The organism is Desulfotomaculum defluvii (genome assembly GCF_054657375.1).
This window is the reverse complement of record NZ_BAAHYV010000006.1, coordinates 183013-204361: the sequence shown is the minus strand read 5'-3', so window position 1 is coordinate 204361 and position 21349 is coordinate 183013. Positions and strand designations below refer to the sequence as shown.

General features: G+C 36.1%; 15 protein-coding genes and 1 pseudogene. All 16 read right to left on the bottom strand.

Features of this window, described 5'->3' with window-relative positions; all coding sequences use genetic code 11:
* Positions 1–143: 143 nt before the first annotated feature.
* The 16 genes and pseudogenes from ACYQ03_RS03690 to ACYQ03_RS03615 all read right to left on the bottom strand — a co-directional run bounded on the left by ACYQ03_RS03690 (position 144) and on the right by ACYQ03_RS03615 (position 21336).
* A complete protein-coding gene (locus tag ACYQ03_RS03690) occupies positions 144–1397 on the bottom strand; it encodes a glycosyltransferase family 4 protein (RefSeq protein WP_459907735.1) in 1254 nt (417 codons plus the stop codon).
* 1 nt (position 1398) lies between these two features.
* On the bottom strand, positions 1399–2568 hold the full coding sequence (locus tag ACYQ03_RS03685) for a glycosyltransferase (RefSeq protein ID WP_459907733.1): 1170 nt from the start codon (positions 2566–2568) through the stop codon (positions 1399–1401).
* A gap of 4 nt (positions 2569–2572) precedes the next feature.
* The gene (gene asnB / locus ACYQ03_RS03680) at positions 2573–4477 is read right to left on the bottom strand and encodes an asparagine synthase (glutamine-hydrolyzing) (RefSeq protein ID WP_459907732.1); all 1905 of its coding nucleotides are present in this window, start codon (positions 4475–4477) and stop codon (positions 2573–2575) included.
* A 21-nt stretch (positions 4478–4498) separates the two neighbouring features.
* A complete protein-coding gene (asnB, locus tag ACYQ03_RS03675) occupies positions 4499–6376 on the bottom strand; it encodes an asparagine synthase (glutamine-hydrolyzing) (RefSeq protein ID WP_459907730.1) in 1878 nt (625 codons plus the stop codon).
* Between the two features lie 18 nt (positions 6377–6394).
* Positions 6395–7372 carry a hypothetical protein gene (locus ACYQ03_RS03670; RefSeq protein WP_459907729.1) on the bottom strand — a complete coding sequence of 326 codons (978 nt, stop codon included), beginning with the start codon at positions 7370–7372 and terminating at the stop codon, positions 6395–6397.
* A gap of 42 nt (positions 7373–7414) precedes the next feature.
* Positions 7415–8197, bottom strand: a complete 783-nt coding sequence (locus ACYQ03_RS03665) for a polysaccharide deacetylase WbmS family protein (protein ID WP_459907727.1) — start codon at positions 8195–8197, stop codon at positions 7415–7417.
* Positions 8184–8981 carry a formyltransferase family protein gene (locus ACYQ03_RS03660; RefSeq protein WP_459907726.1) on the bottom strand — a complete coding sequence of 266 codons (798 nt, stop codon included), beginning with the start codon at positions 8979–8981 and terminating at the stop codon, positions 8184–8186. The genes ACYQ03_RS03665 and ACYQ03_RS03660 overlap by 14 nt, the downstream gene beginning before the upstream one ends.
* Positions 8971–12105 carry a methyltransferase domain-containing protein gene (locus ACYQ03_RS03655; RefSeq protein ID WP_459907724.1) on the bottom strand — a complete coding sequence of 1045 codons (3135 nt, stop codon included), beginning with the start codon at positions 12103–12105 and terminating at the stop codon, positions 8971–8973. Before ACYQ03_RS03655 ends, ACYQ03_RS03660 begins: the two co-directional genes overlap by 11 nt.
* 62 nt (positions 12106–12167) lie before the next feature.
* Positions 12168–13994: an ABC transporter ATP-binding protein gene (locus tag ACYQ03_RS03650; RefSeq protein WP_459907722.1), complete on the bottom strand. Its 1827-nt coding sequence runs from the start codon at positions 13992–13994 to the stop codon at positions 12168–12170.
* On the bottom strand, positions 13987–14784 hold the full coding sequence (locus ACYQ03_RS03645) for an ABC transporter permease (RefSeq protein ID WP_459907721.1): 798 nt from the start codon (positions 14782–14784) through the stop codon (positions 13987–13989). Before ACYQ03_RS03645 ends, ACYQ03_RS03650 begins: the two co-directional genes overlap by 8 nt.
* Positions 14781–15881: a non-hydrolyzing UDP-N-acetylglucosamine 2-epimerase gene (wecB, locus tag ACYQ03_RS03640; RefSeq protein WP_459907720.1), complete on the bottom strand. Its 1101-nt coding sequence runs from the start codon at positions 15879–15881 to the stop codon at positions 14781–14783. Before wecB ends, ACYQ03_RS03645 begins: the two co-directional genes overlap by 4 nt.
* Before the next feature lie 13 nt (positions 15882–15894).
* Positions 15895–17214 (bottom strand): sugar transferase, encoded by a 1320-nt coding sequence (locus ACYQ03_RS03635; protein ID WP_459907718.1) that lies wholly within the window; start codon positions 17212–17214, stop codon positions 15895–15897.
* Between the two features lie 18 nt (positions 17215–17232).
* Complete coding sequence (locus ACYQ03_RS03630; RefSeq protein ID WP_459908731.1) at positions 17233–17742, bottom strand: acyltransferase; 510 nt, start codon at positions 17740–17742, stop codon at positions 17233–17235.
* 63 nt (positions 17743–17805) lie between these two features.
* A pseudogene (locus ACYQ03_RS03625) lies at positions 17806–18780 on the bottom strand (Gfo/Idh/MocA family protein); the annotation flags it as partial.
* 1 nt (position 18781) lies between these two features.
* Entirely contained in the window at positions 18782–19957 is a 1176-nt protein-coding gene (locus ACYQ03_RS03620; RefSeq protein WP_459907717.1) for a DegT/DnrJ/EryC1/StrS family aminotransferase, read from the bottom strand.
* 23 nt (positions 19958–19980) lie between these two features.
* Positions 19981–21336: a nucleotide sugar dehydrogenase gene (locus ACYQ03_RS03615; protein ID WP_459907716.1), complete on the bottom strand. Its 1356-nt coding sequence runs from the start codon at positions 21334–21336 to the stop codon at positions 19981–19983.
* Positions 21337–21349: the final 13 nt, after the last annotated feature.

Sequence of the window (21349 nt, the reverse complement as noted above, 5' to 3'; positions counted from 1 at the left end):
TATTAGATAGGCCAAAAGATAATTTATAATCAGAAGGAGTTTCGAAAAGAACTTATTAACCAAAGAATTACTACTTTATTATCATTAGACCTGCCTTACTTAAATTTATTAGTTAAAGTTAGTACCTTGGGCTTCTTCTTAATTTATTCTTTAACTTTATATATTAGTTTATTAATGCATTTTACCAAGCTTGCTGCAGTACTCTCCCGAGTAAATCTTTTAAGAACAAACTCTTTGCCCCTTGTTCCTTTTTGATGAAACTTCCCTTCCATAACGATTTCTTTGATTTTCCGGGCAAGTGCTTCAGGATTTTCCGGCTCGACAGAATAGCCTAAATTATTATTAGTTATAAATTCTGCAACATCACCATTTACAGCAGCTATAATTGGTTTATTAAAAAACATATAATCAAAAATTTTATTTGGTAGTGCTGTCTTGAAAACATTGATATCTTTTAAAGTTAATAAGCAAATATCGGACACTTCTAATAGCACACCTAGTCTTTGCTTACAGAGTGGCCCGAGAAGTTTTATATTCTGTAACATTTTCTCCTCAACAATATTAACTAGCTTAGGCCGTTCCTGTCCATCCCCAGCCAATAAAAAGATTATCTTTTTCTCATTTTTTAACATCTCTGCACAGGTTACAATAGTATCTAGAGCATTGGCTTGACCGTGTGCTCCTGCATAAGTAACGACTATTTTTTCTTCTAGGTTTAAGAGTTTTTTAAACTCATTGATTTCCTCTAAATTTGTTTCTCGAAAAGTATCTATTGCTATACCGTTTGGAACAAGTTGAACCTTTTCTTTATTAACATGCTTATCTAATATTAATCGTTGCTCTATTCCCGGTGTTAACGGAACTATGGCATCCGCATATTTATATAAGATACTTTCTAACCTTAAGAATACTTTCTTTGTAATTTTACTAGTATGGGGTTTCATATCAAACAACGTATCGGGCCAGAGATCCCTTACCTCAAAGATAAACTTACTACCCCTAAGTTTTGCTAATAGCATACAGGATAAGGCCCCAAACATATGCGGTGAGGAACCAATTATTACATCCGGTTTAGGGGAACAAAACAGTCCCTTTACCAATAAGTGAGCTGAGAAAACAATCATACTTATTATCCGATATTTATCATTTTTTTTATATGAAGTGCTCCAAAGCCAATTCCATGTTGCAAAGGGTAGCTTTTCACAATAAAAAGAAAAACAACCCTTCGCCCGGTGATCTACGTATTCTTTGATTACATGAATAAAACAACATGCCCATACCACCACTGAAAAGCCATGTTTATCAAGTTCCTTTGCCAGTTCATAATGCCGAGTACTTGCTGGATATTCTGGTGGAACAGCATAAGGATTTATTAACCATATGACCGGTTTATGCATTCTACTTCAACCCCAATAGTTCTGTGTATAAATCTCTTATTCTGTGGTCTATTGCTTCCCAATTACCTTGTTCCTTAACCCATGTCCAGCCATTTAAACCTAAAATATATAGTTTATCCCTATCTTCTGATATTTTTATTAGTTTATCCGCCAGATCCTCTGGATTATATGGGTCATAGAGAATGCCAAAGTTCACTTGCTCATTTAGCTTTTTCACTTCAGGTAAATCTGAACTAATAACAGCCAACCCCGCAGCCATATACTCAAAGATTTTGTTAGGTAGCGAATATAAATTATTTAAGCACGTCGGTTGATAGGGTAATATTCCTGCATCATATCCTACAGCTTCACTAACCAGCTTAGTCATCGGCACAGGTTCCAAAAAATGTACATTTGTCAATTTTCGTTCTTTAGCTATTCTTCTAATATCCTGCTCAATGGGTCCAAATCCCCGCAAACAAATATCTATGGGCTCATTGGCAATCCTTTCTGCGGCCTTAAGTACTACATCTAAACCTCTATCAGCCAAATATCCGCCGTGGTAAAGCACTGCAAGACGATCCCTTTGATTTTTTTTAGGACTAGTACCTACCATATCGCTGGACACATAGTTTGGCAAAACAATAATTCTTTTTATGTGCTTATATCTTTCCTGAAGCTCAGAGGCAATGGAGTCATTAACAGTAATAACCATATTAACAAAGCGAAGAAGAACTGCTTCTAATAAACACATCGCTTTTTTTATTGTCTTAGACCAGTCCGGTCGCTGCTCCACCCAAAGCTCATGACTATCATAGATAAGAAATTTGCTTCTACCAAAGATATGCGCAAAGACTGCTGCTGGTAATACGTTTAAATCATTGGCATGAATAACAATGGCATTGCTCTTTATTGTCTCTCTGGCAATCGCAATATTTAGAAACAATGCCTTGAGAGCTTTTCCGATAAAGTTACCCTTGGGTAGCTTTTGGATTAATAAAATCAAATTTCTAAGTAAAATCGGCAGGCCAACTAAAATTATAGGCCACGGTGTGTCTTTTATTTCTTTTTGGCCCTGGCTAATCCCAATAACCAAAATATCAGCCATTCCTGTAAGCGTGTTGGCCTCTTTTCTTACCCTGGGATCTCCTACTACTCCATTTAAAACTAGCATACAAATTTTAGGTTTCATTTTGTTATTCCTTGTTAATTTGATAATCAAAGTTAGCATCTATAAAGATTCTAAACCACAACTCAACATTTAACATAGCCCATAGGGTCCAGCTGTTATCAGAACTGTTCAAAAGCATTTTTTGTGTTTTTGATTTCTCAAAAATTCCCCTTTCAAGCGAGGACTTATCTAACAAAACACTTTCCAGAAAAGGTTTTACTTCTCCTTTAAACCAAGCATTTATCGGTGTTGGAAATCCTTTTTTATCGGTACGCTGCCAGACCATTTCCGGTATTATGTCTTTTATTGCCTGTTTAAATATATATTTAGGTTCCCAGTTCTTCACTCTCAGGGAAGGGGGAATGGTAGCAGCATATTCAAGTATCCTGTGATCCAATAAGGGAACTCTGGATTCCAGAGAAAAAGCCATACTGGTGCGATCCTCTACCTGTAGCAGTCCTGGCAGGTAGGTCTTTTGGTCATGATACAGGATCTTATCAATTAGTTCTGGAGCATCAGTTTCTTCGATGTACTGAAAGAAACCCCTATCTAAGTCATGAACATGTAACTTATCCTTAAATGATTGTATCAATAATTCATTACTATCTATGGCGGTCGAGTACCGTTTCCAACGTTCGTTAACACTGCCATAGCTACGACTGGTATTTTTTAAAATCTTCCTGGCAGTATCTACAAACCCATTTCTGTATAAATTTGACGCTACTAGCATAGACCGTGTCTGAATTTTTTTCCATAGGGGAACCGGTCTACCTGAGGCTTTTTTATCCCCTTCTATAGTTAGAAAATACCTGGTATATCCTGCAAAAATTTCGTCGGCACCTTGCCCCCCTAAAACAACTTTAACATGCTGGGCGGCTGTATGACATACCATGGCCTGGGGGAAAAGACCAGGTCCCATTGATGGCTCATCCATATGCCAGATTAGGCGTGGCATAAAATCAATAAATTGTTTAGCCGTAGGAACTATATCAATATAATCAGTACCCGCCGCCTTAGAAACTTCTTTAGCATATCGACTTTCATCAAAAAATTGGCCTTCGGTGAATCTCCCTGTAAAAGTCTTTATTCTTCCGGGGTAGTATGCTGCAGCAAGGCTGGCCACCGTACTGGAATCAAAACCACCACTTAAATGACAACCAATAGGTACATCAGCTCTAAGCTGAAGTCTTACAGAGTCCTTTAGCAGTTCCCTTAACTCATCTACGGTTTGTTTCTCCGATCGCCGGTAATTATAAGAATAAGATATATCCCAGTATTTCTTCTTCTCGACTTGCCCATCCGCAGATATCACCATATACCATCCCGGCATTAACTTATATATGTCCTTGAAAAAGGTGGTGTCGGAGGGATTGTACATATAATTTAAATAATAGCCTATGGCCTGGTAGTTGGGTTGCTTTTGAATTCCTGGAAGAGCTAGTAAACTCTTGATCTCCGAGGCAAAAGCAAATTGATGTGAATCCTTATAATAATATAAAGGCTTAATGCCCACTCTGTCTCTGGCAATAAAAATCTTATTGTCCCTCTGGTCGTAAATAGCAAAAGCAAACATGCCGTTGAGTTTATCAACAGCCTTAAAACCATATTTTTCGTAAGTTTTTAAAATAACTTCAGTATCACTTTGTGTTTTAAAGATACAACCACTTAACTCTAACTCAAGCCTTAATTCTTTATAATTGTAGATCTCCCCGTTAAAAACTATATGAATGTCCCCTGATTCATTGTTCATTGGCTGGTGACCGTTAGAAATATCAATTATACTTAAACGACGAAAATATAGGGATACATTACCTGTATTCAAGTATCCCGCATCATCGGGGCCACGGTGGTATATAATCTGGGCTGCTTTTTCAGTTATGTTATTTCTGTCACCTTGCGTAAAATGCAAGCAACCTACAAAACCACACATGTTTACTTCCCCCACAACTTATTAATCTATAAAGGTCTTAAACCATAGCTCCAAACATAGGGCTCCCCAGATTAACCGACCAAAGTCTTTTTCCTGTGTTATAGCTTTTTCTAATTCCTTTGCATTAAAGATTCCTCGATTCTTTGCCTTATCATCTAAAAGAATTTCTGAAACATAATCTTTTAAGGAATCTTTAAACCAAAGATGAAGCGGGACTGGGAAGCCCATTTTATCCTTTCTATTCATTATCTCACCCGGAACAATATTCTTAATTGCTTTTCGGAACAGATATTTAGGTTGTCCACCTTTAAACTTAATGTTAGGCGGAATGCTAGCCATCAATTCTACTATACGGTGATCGAGTAGCGGTACCCTTGATTCTAACCCCCAGGCCATGCTAGTTCTATCCTCTACATGCAATAGAGCAGGCAGATGAACCTTTAAGTCAAAATATAGCATCCGGTTGAGAAATGATTTTGCATTTGAACCATTAAAAACCTTTTGAAACTCTTCAAAAACATTTTGGTTACTTCCAAATAACTCTGGATTGTACACCTCTTTAATGCCGCCGGAACGATCCATTAATCGGAAATACCTACGATCCTGTGATTCAAATAGTCCATCTGCCCAAAAATTTCTAAGCATAGGTACATATTGTTGGAGCATAGGTAGACTTGGAATAATTGATGAAAGGGTTGCCGCATACTCAGCCCTCTGATCGGTTTCCTCTATGGCACCTTTTAAACACTCTTCAAGGTAACCAACCAAATAACGAGCATAGCCTGCAAAAATTTCATCACCGCCCTGCCCACCTAAAACCACTTTAACATGTTCCGAAGCTAATTTGGATACCATATATTGCGGAAATACCCCTGGTCCCGCAGCAGGTTCATCCATATGATAAATAATTTTAGGTATACTTTCTAAGAAATCCTGTGCTTTAGGGTAAATTTCCAGAATATCTACCCCAGCTTTTTCTGCAACCAACCTAGCCCATCGAGTTTCATCAAACTTTTTACCTTCTGTAAAGGCACCGGTAAAAGTCTTTAATTTCTCCCCGCCTACATTTAGTTGGGAGGATATACAAGTAATCGTGCTTGAGTCTAAACCTCCTGAAAGGTGTGCACCTAATGCTACGTCCGAACGAAGACGAATCTTAACAGAATCCTCCAAAAGCAGCTTAAGTCGATCCACAAAGTAGTCTTCTGTGTGATAATAATCAATATCATATTTTAAGTCCCAGTACTTTTCTACATGCAATAATTCTGCTTTTTCATCTACAATTAAATAATGTCCAGGAAGTAGTTTCTTAACATCTTTAAATAATGTCTTCTCCCCAAGAACTGTTTGAAAAACTAGGTATTCTTGAATACCATGGGAGTCAGGTTGTTTTGCAGCTAGTCCTGATGCCAGGAGTGATTTGATCTCAGATGCAAAGGCAATAATTCCTGGCTTATGCACATAGTAAAAAGGTTTAACTCCCATTCTATCTCTGGCACAAAAGAGTCTTCTTTTATTCTCATCCCATATGGCAAAGGCAAACATACCAATAAAATGTTCTACACATTTTTCGCCGTACTCTTCATAGGCATGTATTATTACCTCAGTATCGGAATAGGTTTTAAACTTATGGCCTTTTCTTCTTAATATTTGGGCTAGTTCTAAATAGTTATATACACAGCCATTAAAGGTTATCCAAATGGAGCCATCTTCGTTGCAAAATGGTTGTTTGCCGCCTTCGGGATCAATGATGGCGAGGCGTCGGTGACCTAGAAAAACTGACTCATCTGAGGAAAGCCACATTCCTTCACCATCAGGTCCCCTATGTAATATAGATTTTAATATTTCTTTGTGACTTATAAAATGGTTATTAGTAATTGAACCTACAATACCGCACATTTATTCAGACTCCTTAATTTAATAAAGATAGAGCTTACTAAGCAGAAACATCGGCTTGCCAGTACTTTTTTTTACCCTAATAACGATCTGGTCAGCTATTATCGTCTCACCCAAGTAGGCTTCGGTTCGATACCCTGCTACAAAATTCTCAAACTGTTTACTATAAACTTGTTTTCCATTTAAATAAAAAGTTACATGAAAATCTTCAAAGTGTCTTGTATCATCATACCAAGAAAAAACAATACGATAGACATTTGCTTGTTTAAATGAGATATCCAAAAAATCAGTATCCCCTGAACAATAACTACTATTATTATAATCAAACAAATTTTCGGGACCAAATCCCTTGTAAAAGTTTCCTTGGTTTATATAAGATATATTTGTAGGCAATAAGCGATTTGAATCTCTTTGGTCTAAAGATGTATAAACTTGATAAGTATATATATCTTTAAAAAAACCTTGTCCATAATATAATTCAAAAAATTTGTTGTCATAATTCACTTCAGCTAATTCAGGGTTGTTGTACATTTCCTCAAATGATGCTGGATATTGAATACCTAATGTAGCATCATATATTAACCATTTTCCTTCGGCCCAAACACCAACAACACTGTGAATAATTCCATTACTTTGATAAATGTTATATAATCTCCAAGGGTTTCGACCATTAATTTCCCTTAAAAACAAATAGGAAAAGTCATCACACATACCTGTTTTTGCATTTAATAATATATCTTTCAAATCTTTTCCTTTAATAAGGCCTAAATTATCGTAATCTAATCTATCACCATACTGTAGTGCTTCAGAAGTACTTTTGACTAAATCGTTAAGTTCAAAGTGTGTGAGGGGGACCCCGTTGGTACCATTTGGAAGAATAGCAATATTTTTTGGCTTATAGTATGCATTCCCCAGATTGCCACTTTCATATGAAACATGTAGTAGAATAAATAACAAAACTATTGTTGTTAATATATTCCTTTTTTTGTTTGTTAACATAATCTTTTTTCCGCCTTAGAATTAGTAAATATTCTTTACGTCTTAGAAATTAACTAAATCCTTGAGTTGATATGTATTTATTCCTTGGATTTTAATCATTTGAAGAAGACTCTCCCACAAATCTTTAATACCCTTTTCTTTATTTACATATATATCTATCTCTGTTCTAGATGCTTTAGTTAAGTCCTTATACTTACTCGTTACTATTCTACGTTGTTCCTCGGAAATACAGTTTAAATAAATAAGAATGGGGTGTACATTAATAATTTTTAGACCAGGATTATGTAAATTAATGTTATTCCAATCATGTGGTAATCCCATATCTAAATGTATTCCATCTTCCCACATGTATGAAAATCTAAACATACCATTATAATCCTGATGTGCCTGACAGAATGGCTCGTTCCATAAAAACACACTGGCATCATAGATTAACCCACATTTTTTTGCTATATCTGCAATGTTCTGACCAAAAAAATTCCTATGACTCCTCATTCCTTTTGCACTTGGATATATTTCTTTTAATGAATATAACTTTTCATCAAACCAAGTATTCGAATGTGGTCTAGTAAAATCAGGATGTAATCCAACCTCAACAAAACTAGGTGCATTCACAAGAACATTAGACTTATGAGTTGCAAAAACGGTAATCTTGCAACCATATTTTTGTACAAGGTCTAATACACACTCAATTGCAAAATCTGGAGCCCAATCGACATCACAAGTTAGAATAATATCGGTCAGCCCTTGTAAATTATAATATGGTAGTAGAGGATCTCCTTGCCAAATTTGTTGTAAATTAATATTACATCTATTTGTATTCATTTGAACCTCCTGAAATATAGCTAGATAGTATTTCTGGCCACTGTTTCTCTAACTTTTGTACTTCTTTGAATGACATTAAATAATACTGTTTCCCTTCATTTTTTTCTTGTGTAATCTCATTACAGTATTCAGATGGTCCTTTTATCGCAGCATCTAGTAATAAATCAAGGGATTTTTCTATTGATCTTTTTTCTATCATATTCCAATTATCGCCATCTTTAATTGGAACTATTTGGCGTTTTAGTATCTTGCCTGTATCAATCCCTGAATCAACTATATGCAGGGTTACTTCCACCGCCCTCCGTTCCAAAAGAGCCCATCTAATTACATCAACACCCCTCAGCTCAGGTAGCCGACCCGGGTGACAATTAATAACCCATTTACCTAAGTCAAGTATAGGTTTCCTAATAATACCGGATTGGGCTAGCACTACCTTTTTTATTCCTGATGTTTTAAGGGCAGATACAACAACTTCGTCATTAATATCTCGACACTTAACGATTTTTTCAGCGAGTCCATCATAGTTGGGTAGAGGATTCCTCCTCCCAAAACTTAATGCCCTTCTAAAAATTGGTTTCCAAAACTTTATATTATACCTTAGTGCATCTACCCAACCTATTTTTTTAGCGAGACTTTTAGCCATCCTAATTCTTTTTGAAAATGTCGTATACTCAACACAAATAATGTATGGTTTTATTCCTTTCGAAGCTAGTTCCCGAAGAAAATTCATACCAAATACAGAATCTGCTCGAGTTAATACCGCCATCTCCCGGTCAGTTTTCATTTGTTCCCTCTTTCATTACTTCATTAATTATTCTTAGATACTTTATTTTTTCTGTCTCCCAAGACAGTTTATTTCTAGCCTTTCTTAATTTTTGCCTATCCTCTTCTAAGTTTCTGATAATCATTGCTTTAATTGCTTCTGCTATTTTATTAGGTGAGTTAAGGTCCGCTATCATACCCCCTCCCCCAATCTCGTGAAGGACTTTGCTAACTTCGACTAAATCATTAGCAAGAATCGGCAGTGATGCTTGAATATACTCAAACATTTTATTAGGCATACAGTACCTTGTGTTTAAATCACATGGTGGATAAGGGATAACCCCAAAGTCAGCTGAAGTTGTATGTTGCAAGAGCTCATCCTGAGGTACTGCAGGTAAAAAGTGTATACGTTTATTCAGAAGATTTCCTGCTAATTTTTTTAGTTTATTTTCAAGCTTCGTTTCGGAGGGCCCTAGTAATACAAGGTGTAAGCTTTCCTCATTAACTAGTCTAAATCCTTCTATAAGGTTTTCTATATTCCTATTATGTGCGATTCCACCTTGATAAAGCATCAATAGATGATCATAAGGAAGCTTAACCTTGTCATGCAACAATCGAGATCTTTGAGGTTGTGTAAACTTGGTTTCAGATACATTCATAATGACATTAGGTTTTTTAACATTATTTTTTCTTTCTATAACTTCAGCAAAAGAACTACTTACTGTTATAATAGCCTGGCATTTTTTAGCATATTCTTTCTCGTAGTCATCCATTATTTCTTTCTGAAAAGATGAAAATACTTTTTGCTCACTATACAATTCATGTGCATCATAAATTAATGGTACCCCCCAATCATTAGCAAGTTTAGCTGCTGCTTTTAATGCGGGGAGATCATGGGCTATTATAAGATCTGAAGGATAAAGCTTAGCTGCCTCATAGAAAGCATTGTCAAACGGCAACGGATAATTTATTGAGGGGCATTTGTATTTTGCCAATAAAATAAATTTATAGTATTTCCAATTTAGTTTATTTAGAAGTCCTGACCAACGTCCCCACCACAAAATCCACCGTTGACGATTCTGATAGTCCCAGTAGACAGGACAGTCAGGAACTATTCTACTAAGCCCAATTCGGTGTACAGAAACGCCAAGATAATTATCTTGGTGATCTTCACTATCAAAAGAAAGTCCAACTATTCCTCCTAGCCAACCTTCTTCCATAAGTGCTGTAGCTTGTTGGATTATGCGCCTATCAATTTGCTGGTCATGGCAAATCATAAGGAATTTTTTAGTATTCACATTTTGTTTGTTATTACTATTAATATTTAAAATATCGGGCTTTGCATATAATAATATTTTTTCTTTAAAAGTTTCAAAAGGTTCATATGTTCCCCTACCCAGCTTAAGAATAGCTTTTTTAACACGTTGCGCCAGACTATTTTCATATAATTGTTTCAAATTTAGATAGTCTTTCTTAACGCTCTGTAGTTCTGAGTCTTTACATTTATACGCTTGTTTTAGGTCATTATGGTTTAATAAGAGCGTTTCATATCTTTCCTTCATGCTTGTGAAATATACCGATAAATTCTCATATTTCTGATTAAGAATATCTTTATCCGTTAATAAGCCTTGATATTTGTTGCATAAGGTCTCTAATTCTACAGATAATTCTCTAAAAGAGTCACTCAAAACGTTACTAATATTTGTAAAATTATAATGCTCCAGTACAACCTGGTTATTAACTAGACTATCGTATTTTGTCATCCATTCTCTCTGAACTATGTACTTACCATATAGTGGGAGGCTCAAATACACGTTGCCCGGATATGGCAGCCTTTGATATCTTCCTATTCCCTTTTCATTGTTAAATAAAGTAATTTCATCATTATCTACATTTACTAATGTAAGACTTGTGAGTTTAATGGGGGAACTATTTGTCGCAATTTCAAAAAGTATTCCATAGGTTGATATACTAATTTCAGCAAATTCAAGCTTTAGTTCAAAATCACCATTTACTATTGAATCTTTAGGATTGTTATATCCCTTAGTATCATCATACATGTTTGCGGTAATTGTAGCTTCATCTTTAACAGAACCTATAAGTTTTAAACAAATCGGTTTATTTATATTTTGGGGCCGACAAAAAAAACCCGCCTTAATAGGACTATTGATGGTAACAATAGCTCCTTTATTGTCAATATTCTCTTCAGAGAGGAAATAAGGAAGTCTTGAAAGTTTAGGTATATAACTTTTTTGGTATAAATCATGTCTTCTAAAATCAATTTCATTTGTCAAAAGTATCTCTTTAGGCAGATTTATTAATGAACCTTCCGAATCAACAAATCCTTCTTTATCAAGAAATGCGCTATTAACTTTTGAATAGATACTTATGCATTCTGTTCGTATATAACATTGATCTGCCAATCGAGGTTCTTTTAGATATAATGTGTTTAAAGCTTTATCTATAAGAGCATTTATTTTTATGAGTAGTTCCGGACGAACTGTTTTCTTGCTATCACAATATGGGCACAAAGGTGCTAGAGCCTCAGCATATTCTAACCCTAACAATTTCTTTATCAATACTGCATCAGAAGGATGCTTCTGCCATATATCTCCGGATAATATCTGTTGCCCACAATTAAACCCGTACTCAATAAATAGTTCCCTTAATTCTTTAATTTCAAAGGAATGCTTGTGATGATTGACATGGTAGTAGCACCCACATCGCTCACATCTAGTAGCCCCAATATTAAGGTCTTCTAAAAAGGGAACCGTAATTATTATATATTTTGTTGAAACTCTAGCCAACTCTCTTAGGCTTTGTTGACGCTCTTCCATAGTTAGATGTTCAAGAACATCATTTGCCATTACAAGATCAAAAGAGTTATCTGGAAATGGAAGCTTTTTTATATCTCCTATCCTTGTCTCTCTTTGTACATATTTTAATGCTTCTCTACTAGAGTCAAGCCCTACTACCCGTAAGGACTTAGGAAGGGAGTTAGTAATGTATCCATCCCCACATCCAACATCCAACACACTTTCAACATCATTTGGTATATTATCTAAAATATCTTGTAAAACTTGCCTCTGGTATGTTTCCGGGTTATTTCCCCATATAATGGGGTTCTCGTATAGGTTATCGGGCATATTGATCCTCCTAAAAGCACTAATGCAGCAAGATATTATCTTGTTCCTTTAAATATGCTATGCTATGATATGTTAGTTCTAAAATTTTGAATACAGATGCCTCTTTCAAGAGTATCATCAACAGGTTGAAAAACCTCAAAATGAATAGAGCGGTCTATTACATGATAGCTTTCAGGCTCGATTCCATTAGTAGGCATTTTCTTAAAAATGGCTGCACTGGCAATATACTTTCCTTTGCCTAAAGATAAGTTATCTATATTAAATTCAAAGCACCCTTTTGCTGGAACTCTAATAGAACCATATATTTTCTCACTTGCTACCCATTGTGTCGCACAACGTCCATCTGGCAAGTATACACAAAAAACAAACACTGGACGTATCATTTGGTGCCCAGCCGAGTAATCAAAGACAACCTTTAACGGTTTGCCTGTTTCAAACACTCTTGTGTCTCGCCCCTTATGGTCTAACATCCTAACAGAAACAATTTTAGCCTCTTTAGTTCCATAGTCAGTTGATTCATTATTAACAACATCTAAACAAGTTTCACATATCCCTTCCACTGGTAGCCCGTGTTCTAGTTTGAAAAATTCTTTTTTCTCTACAGTCTCTTGTTTATTTACATTAAATATATTTGGCACCTTGAAAACATGAGATGATTTTTGACAATATCCTATTGATCCTATAGGAATATACTTATTTCCATTATATCCCTCGATAATCATATCACCAACATCATTACTTGCTTCTACCACTAATGTGAAATAATCTGCTTTACCAATTATTTCTTTGGGGATAGAAAAAATAAACGGTGCATGTTTATATTTGCTTTGTAGATCCTTATACTCACGGAACATACCATGTTCCCCTTTTTGTGCTAACCCCCAGTCCATATAACCCTTTGTATCCATAATGTAATGAAGTTGTTGAGGAGAATTGTCCATTGGACCCCCAACATCTATAGAACCAATTTCTTCATGCTCCCAGATAAGCTTTATATTAAATATTCTTCTTCCTTGAGCCGAGGTTGAATTATTATTGCTTATAAAATGAAATAAAAGTGGTTGATAAAGATCTTCTTCACGGTCTAGTAACAAAGCTTGTTTTTTTAATACTTTTTGTTCTCTTGCACGAAGACGAATTTCTTCATCTTTGCGTACTTTTATAGAATAATCTTTAATAACTTTTAGGGGATCACCACTTATTTGAATGCGGCCCCTGTCAATCCAAATGGCTCTATCACACAATTGAATTACACTATTCAAATCATGACTCACGAATAATACTGTTGCTCCTGAATCTTCTGTAAGCCTTCTCATTCTTTCAACACATTTGCCCGCAAAATAAGCATCACCGGCTCCTAAAACTTCATCAATTATTAAAATCTCAGGTTCTACAGCCGTTGCAGTTGAAAAAGCTAGTCGGGCGTACATACCGGCAGAATAAGTTTTTACCGGGCGATCAATAAAATCTTCCAATTCAGCAAAATCTATAATCTCTTCTTCTTTCTGCCGAATCTCTTTGTTAGATAAACCATGATAAGCTAAGGATGCCCTAATGTTCTGTCTTCCAGTAAATTCAGGGTGAAATCCAGTGCCAAGTTCCATAAGGGCCTGTATCCTACCATTTACCCTAATGTTCCCTTCGGTTGGAGCAATATTACCAGTAATGATTTTTAGCAATGTACTCTTTCCTGCTCCATTACGCCCAATAATTCCTAAACGTTCTCCCTTTTTTATTTCTAAATCAAGTGATCTTAAAGCCCAAAACTCTTCATAGTAGTTCTTTCGCCAGAAATTCAAATTAAAGGCATCTAGTACTTTGTCTATAGGGCGCTTATACAACCTATACATTTTTCCGACTTTTTCCATTTTAATCGCCATCTCATACATTATCCGCAAACACCCTTTTTAATCTCATAAAAAACCAGTAACCAAGTATAAACGTTAGTAAAGCCAATACTAGTAATATAAACAGTACATTATCTCTTGGCACCTGACCAAACATTAAAATATCTTGATATGAAATAATCATGTAATATAACGGATTTAGTGCTAGAAAAGGCCGTAAGCCCTCAGGTATCATATCAGCACTATAAGCTATCGGGCTAATCATCATTAAGAATAGCACTAGAACTGACACTATATTTGACAAATCTCTTATAAATACATTCATACTTGCTAATATCCATATTGCCCCTATAGAAAAAAGGATTTGGGCTAACCAGACGATTAAAAATAAAGGGGTCATTTCATATATTCTGCCTAGAGAAAAAAGGCTAACTAATAATAGAATCATACCCATTGCCTGGGTAAATTGAGAAACAAATACAGCTTTGACCGGAACTAACTCTATAGGAAACAAAGTATTCTTTATCAAATTAGCATTCGCTACTACACTCCCCACTCCCATCCCTAGTGTCTCGGCAAACCCAAGAAATGGAATTAGCCCACAGAAAATAAGAGCCACATACTCGTTAGAATCAAACAATTGAAATTTAACTTTGAATATGAAAAGATAGACTGCCGCATAGGCACCTAAAAGCAATAATGGATATAAAAACAACCATAACATTCCCATTATTGAACCAGCAAAACGTGCTTTTACATCATTTAATGTGGTTTGGGCTAATAAATACCTATACCGTACAAGAATTAAAAATGGTTTAATGAGAAGCCTCATTTTACACTCTCCAACATAATCTTTAGTACCTGCTTTGAAGCGTATCCTTGTCCATATACATTACTGTATTCCGGTTTTTTTCTTCCATTAATAATATTGCTATATGCTTGAATAATTTTTTCTTGGTTAGCCCCAACAAGTGTGTTACTATATGCCTCAACGGTTTCTACCCATTCGGTTTCCTCTCTCAGTGTAATGCACGGTGTTTTCACAAAAAAAGCTTCTTTTTGGACACCACCGCTATCTGTGAGAATAATTTCAGCGTTCTTCTCTAATGCAATCATTTGTAGGTAGGAAAAAGGTTCGGCTAAAATAATATTTTCATTTACTGTTATACCATATTCCCCTAAATATTTTTTTGTTCTAGGATGTAAAGCTACTAAAACTTGAATTTCTTCAGATATTATATTTAAGGCGGAAAATATATTACTTAGTCTCAATGCATCATTTGTATTCTCTGCCCTATGAACAGTTACCAGTACAAATTTTTTATCACTTAGTCTTAATTTTTTTAAAGTCAAATTACCAATCCCAAAATTATTCAAGTAATAATTCATGCAATCATACATTACATCCCCAACATTGTGAACACCGACCTTGATACCTTCGCAAACCAAATTATAAACAGAGGTTTCCGTGGGACAAAAAAGTAAGGATGATACATGATCCGTTAATACCCTGTTTATCTCTTCAGGCATCCTTCTATTAAAGCTGCGCAAGCCAGCTTCCACATGTGCAATTGGTATATGCAATTTAGCAGCAGCCAGTGCCCCTGCCAAGGTTGAGTTAGTATCACCATAGACAAGCAACCAATCTGGTTTTTCCTTATTTAGCACTTCTTCAATAGCCTCTAGCATTTGACCGGTTTGTTTCCCATGGGAACCAGAGCCTACTCCCAAATTATAATCTGGATGGGGAATATCTAGCTCCTCAAAAAATACTTCGCTCATGTTGTGGTCATAATGTTGTCCTGTATGAACTAAAATTTCTCGAATTGGCTTATCAGGGTTATCGTTGTTATGCTCCTTAATAGCACGAGATACAGCAGCTGCCTTTATAAATTGTGGTCTGGCCCCTACTACAGTGACAATTTTCATATAGTCCTCCTAATTAACTTGCTTTGTCTCTTATAAGTACTGTTTTTAGTGTCTGTAGAATTAAGTTGATATCTAATAACGGATTATGCTTCTTTGTATATAGCAAATCCCAAACCAATTTATCTTCTACTCGGGTGCTGTATTTGCCCTGCACCTGTGCCATCCCAGTTATTCCGCATTTAATTTCATGACGCAGTTTATAACCAGGTATACGTGCAGTTATTTCGTCAACAAAAATGGGGCGTTCGGGCCTAGGGCCGACCATGCTCATATACCCTTGAAGAACATTAACTAGTTGAGGTAATTCATCTAATCTAAGTGATCGCATTATTTTTCCAACGGTGGTAATACGATGATCATTTTCAGTTGCCAACACCGGTCCGGTTTTATCCTCTGCATTATGAACCATGCTGCGAAATTTATAAAGTATAAAAGAATTTCCTTGCAATGTTATTCTTTCTTGCTTATATATCACCGGTCTTCCGCTTTCTATGCAGATAGCTATTGCACATAGCAACATTATTGGACATAGAATGAGTAATAGCATACTGGCAATGAATATATCCATTACCCGACGTGCTAGGTTAAAGCGTTGATTTATCTGGTCACCTTTTAACTCTATTACAGGTATATCTTTAAATGTGGAGACATTACCCCCTGCAATAAGCACCTCATATACTGAAGGTAAAACATAGACTCTTAACCGCCTTGACACTAAAGCTTCACTTAGAGATGATCTTATTTTAGGATCAATATCCCTTCCAATTATAACTCCGTCCAGGATTCCACTATGTAGTACCATAAACTCATCTATTACTGCCATTATATCTTCTATATTATTATGGTCAGTAATCTTTAAAGCAATTTTATATTCCCCATGCAAACGATCAGTTATATATTCTTGTTCCTCTTCACCACTGATAACACAGAGCTTTAACGGATTTTTTACCCTATAGGTTATAGAACTTAGAGCATGTCTCCACAACATTAGAAAGCCAAACAAAAAGAAAGCTTCAATAATAATAACTGAACGTGGGAAAGCAAACTCCCGGCTAAAAAAGGATACAGCCATAATACCAAAATTTAGTAATATGGTTGTTAAAAATGTTGCCGGGAATATATCTTCTTTTGCTCGCACCTTGGAAAAGGGCATTAAACCATATAACCATAATAACCCCAGAGCTATTAGGGATATCCATGGTGATATGGATATATATGCCTCAAAGTTACGCCAGGGCACTTCTCCAAGATATCTTACATAAAAGGCAGATAAAATAGCTGCATGAATAAAAATTAGATCAACTATTGCTACTAAAATGGTCTTAACACTCATCTACCATCAATCCTTAGCTTAACTAATCCTTAATACATGTCCACAGCGTTCACAAGTTTTACCTGGTTCCAGACGCTCTCCACATTGGCATACCCACCCGATTTGTTTAGCTGGGTTTCCTACCATAAGGGCATGATCCGGCACATCCTTCGTTACCACAGAGCCAGCCCCAATTAATGCATATTTGCCAATTTCAATACCACAAACGATTGTGGAATTGGCCCCCACTGACGCCCCTCTACGAATTAATGTTTGGGCATATTCGTCCTTCCTAGACACATGGCTTCGAGGTGTTTTTACATTGGTAAATACCATGGAAGGTCCAAGGAAAACATCATCCTCACATATTATGCCAGTATAGACAGATACATTATTTTGTATCTTAACGTTATTTCCCAGTATAACGTCAGATGAAATAACTACATTTTGACCTATGTTGCATTTTTGGCCAATTGTGCAGTCATTCATAATATGGCTATAATGCCAAATCTTTGTGTTAGAGCCAATCTGACAGGGTTCATCAATTATTGCAGTTGCGTGAGCAAAGTAGGATTTATCACTAGCACTTCTACTACAAAAATTTACCCACCGTCCTTGATTTTGTAAAGAGTCTTGACATGCATTTAATATCTTTAACACTCGAAGTCCTTCCCAGCCATCTGTTACCGGTGCAACACGAGTTTCCATTGCTTTAATGAAGGCCATACACTCACTGCGCAGGGGTTCATCTGTGCTAATTTCTACTACAAGAGGTTCAGATGGAGCAGGCACTGGTGTTGTACTATTCCATTTTACAGGTTCTTTATAGAGCTTTAACTTTTGACCCTTACTTACATCATCAAAAACAAGCATCCCTCTATCTCCGGTAATAACCATTCGTTGTTCTTTAAAAGGATGTAACCAACTAATAAAAATACCAGCATTTATATTATCAAACTGCATTTGGACATTAACAGTATCCTGTATCCCATTTTGCAGAGTTGCATTACCAACTGCAGAAACTTTGTTAGGCATTTTGCCGACCAGATTTAATATTACAGAAACGTCATGAGGAGCAAAACTCCAAAGAACATTTTCTTCTGATCTAAACTTACCAAGGTTTAGCCGGTTAGAATAAATATTATTTAGTCTTCCAAGCTGCCCAGAGGTAACAATCTCTTTAATCTTATGTACAGCAGGGTGATAATGAAGTAAATGGCCAACCATAAGAATCTTTTGCTGTTTTTCAGCAAACCTGCATAGTTTTTCCCCTTCCACTTCGGAAAGACAAAGAGGTTTTTCTACATAAACATCTTTATCTTTTTCAAGGGCTTGATAAGCCAGTTTATAGTGTAATTCAGCTGGTGCCGCAATAACGACTCCTTTTATAGAGTCATTATTTAGTACTTCATCATAGGAGCTGGTTGTCTCAATACCTTGATATTGTTCACGATACTGGTTAAGCAGTTTAACGTTAGGGTCACAAACTAGTTTTAATGCACCAATGTTATGTAGGTTGCGAACTAGGTTTTTACCCCAATATCCCGCCCCAATAACAGCTATATTTTTACCTATAGTAAGGGTCATTTTAGTTCTCCTTTTCAAAAAACTCTTTGATGGAATCCACTACATACTGCATCTGTTCTATTGTGAGTTCTGGATAAACAGGTATGGCAATTAACTGTGTTGCCGCAGATTCTGCTTCTGGGCAGTCTCCTTTTTCATATCTTAAATCAGCAAAACATTTTTGCAGGTGAAAGGGAACCGGATAATAAACTTCATTTCCTATATTCTTTCCAGACAAGAATGTCCTAAGTTCATCGCGCTTTTGAACCCTTAACATGAATTGATTATAAATGTGTCCATTGTCAACGTTGGGGTATCTTTCAATTGGGAGTGAGACAAAACCCATTTCTATCAGTCCAGATTTGGCAAATAGTTGTCGATACTTTTTAGCATTATTTTTCCTTCCATCATGCCACTTTTGTAGGTGAGGTAGTTTTACTGAAAGTACTTCTGCCTGTACTGCATCCAGTCTAAAGTTACCTCCAATTTCAGCATGGTAATATTTAGGTCTAGCCCCATGGGTTCTTAACAGCTTCATCTTATCATGTATGGTTTCATCCTGGGATGTAACTAGACCCCCATCCCCTAAGCACCCTAGATTCTTACTTGGAAAGAAACTAAAACATCCAATATGTCCAATTGTACCTGCTTGTCTTACTTCTCCATTATACATACAGCAAGAACCAATGGCCTGTGCTGCATCTTCAATAACATATAGATCATACTTAGTTGCAATACTCATAATGTTATCCATATCTGCACACTGTCCATATAAATGCACTGGTATAATTGCCTTTACTTTATATCCATCATTAGCAGCCTTATTGATTGCTTTTTCGGTTGACATAGGGCAAATATTATAAGTATCCTTTTCAATGTCAGCAAAATACGGTCTAGCCCCTACCCTCGATATCGCTCCACCTGTAGCAAAGAAGGAAAATGTTGTTGTAATAACAGCATCACCTTGTCCTACCCCTAAAGACATAAGGGCTAAGACTAGTGCATCAGTTCCAGAAGAAACACCTAAGGCAAAGTTGCTGTTTAAATAACCAGCAACTTCTTTTTCGAATTTCTCTACAAATGGCCCCATAATAAATTTACCGGAGTCAAATACTCTTTCCACTGCAGCTAAGATCTCATTTTTTAGTGGTCCATTTTGGGCAGCTAAATCCAATAACGGTACTCTGTTTATAGACATTTAATTTCCTCCTAATTTTACAATTACAAGCGAACAATCTTTGCATTGGATTCTATAATATATCTAGTAGCATTTCTTGTATCTACAATCAGATTGGCTTTTTCTGCCAGCCACCTGTAATCCACATTGCTGTGGTCTGTCAAGATTACTACACAGTCCGCTTCACTTGCTAATTTCTCAGTTAGTTCTTGTGATTGAAGCTTAATTAAATCTTTTGTATGTAGTCGTAACTCAGGAATAAATGAATCGTGATAAGTTAGTTTTGCTCCCTCTTTTAGCAGTAGTTCCATTACTTTATGGGCTGGAGATTCCCGTTCATCATCAATGTCTTTTTTATAGGCTACACCCAAAACAAGAATAGCTGCATCTCTTAAGCTTTTTTTATTTTCATTGAGAGCTTTGCTTATTTTTTGAACTACAAAATAAGGCATATTCATGTTTATTTCTGCAGCAAGTTCAATAAATCTAGTATGAAAATCAAACTCCCGAGCTTTCCAAGTTAGATAGTGGGGATCAATTGGAATACAGTGGCCACCCACACCTGGGCCTGGGTAAAAGATTTGTATGCCAAAGGGCTTGGTGGCGGCAGCATCCAAAACTTCCCAGACATTTATATCCATTCTATCGCAGAGTAGGGCTAATTCGTTAACTAGTGCAATATTCACTGCACGATATGTATTTTCAAATACCTTTGTCATTTCTGCAACAGCCGGGGATGATACAGGAACTACTTCCATAATTGTTTCTTCATAAAAAACTCTAGCAACTTCCAAACAATGCTCTGTAACGCCACCAACAACCTTAGATGTGTTTTTAGTGGTAAAGCGCTTATTACCTGGGTCAACTCTTTCTGGTGAGAAGGATAAGAAGAAATCCTTACCCACAATCAAACCAGTTCTTTCAAGCATTGGTAAAATAACTTCCTGGGTTGTACCAGGATAGGTTGTACTTTCTAAGGTAACTAGTTGTCCATATCTTAGATACTGTGAAATGTGATGAGTTACGTTTTCTATATAAGAAATATCCGGGTCCATGTTTTTAGTTAACGGGGTGGGGACACATATAACTATAATGTCAGCCTCTGATAATATACTAAAATCGGTATGAGCAGTTATTTTTTTAGCTGTTGTTAATTCTTTTAGTTCATGGTCTTTAACATCTTTGATATAGTTTATACCTTCATTTATTAAATCAACCCTGCGTCTATTTTGGTCTATTCCGATTACCTGAAACCCTACTTTGGCTTTTTCGACAGCTAAGGGTAAGCCAACATACCCTAGACCTACCACAGCTACCTTAGCCGTGCGAAGTAGAATTTTATTAATAAGTTCTTTATGGGGTTCTTCTCCAAGGTATTGTACAGTAATATTTTGCTCCACAATTCTTCCTCCC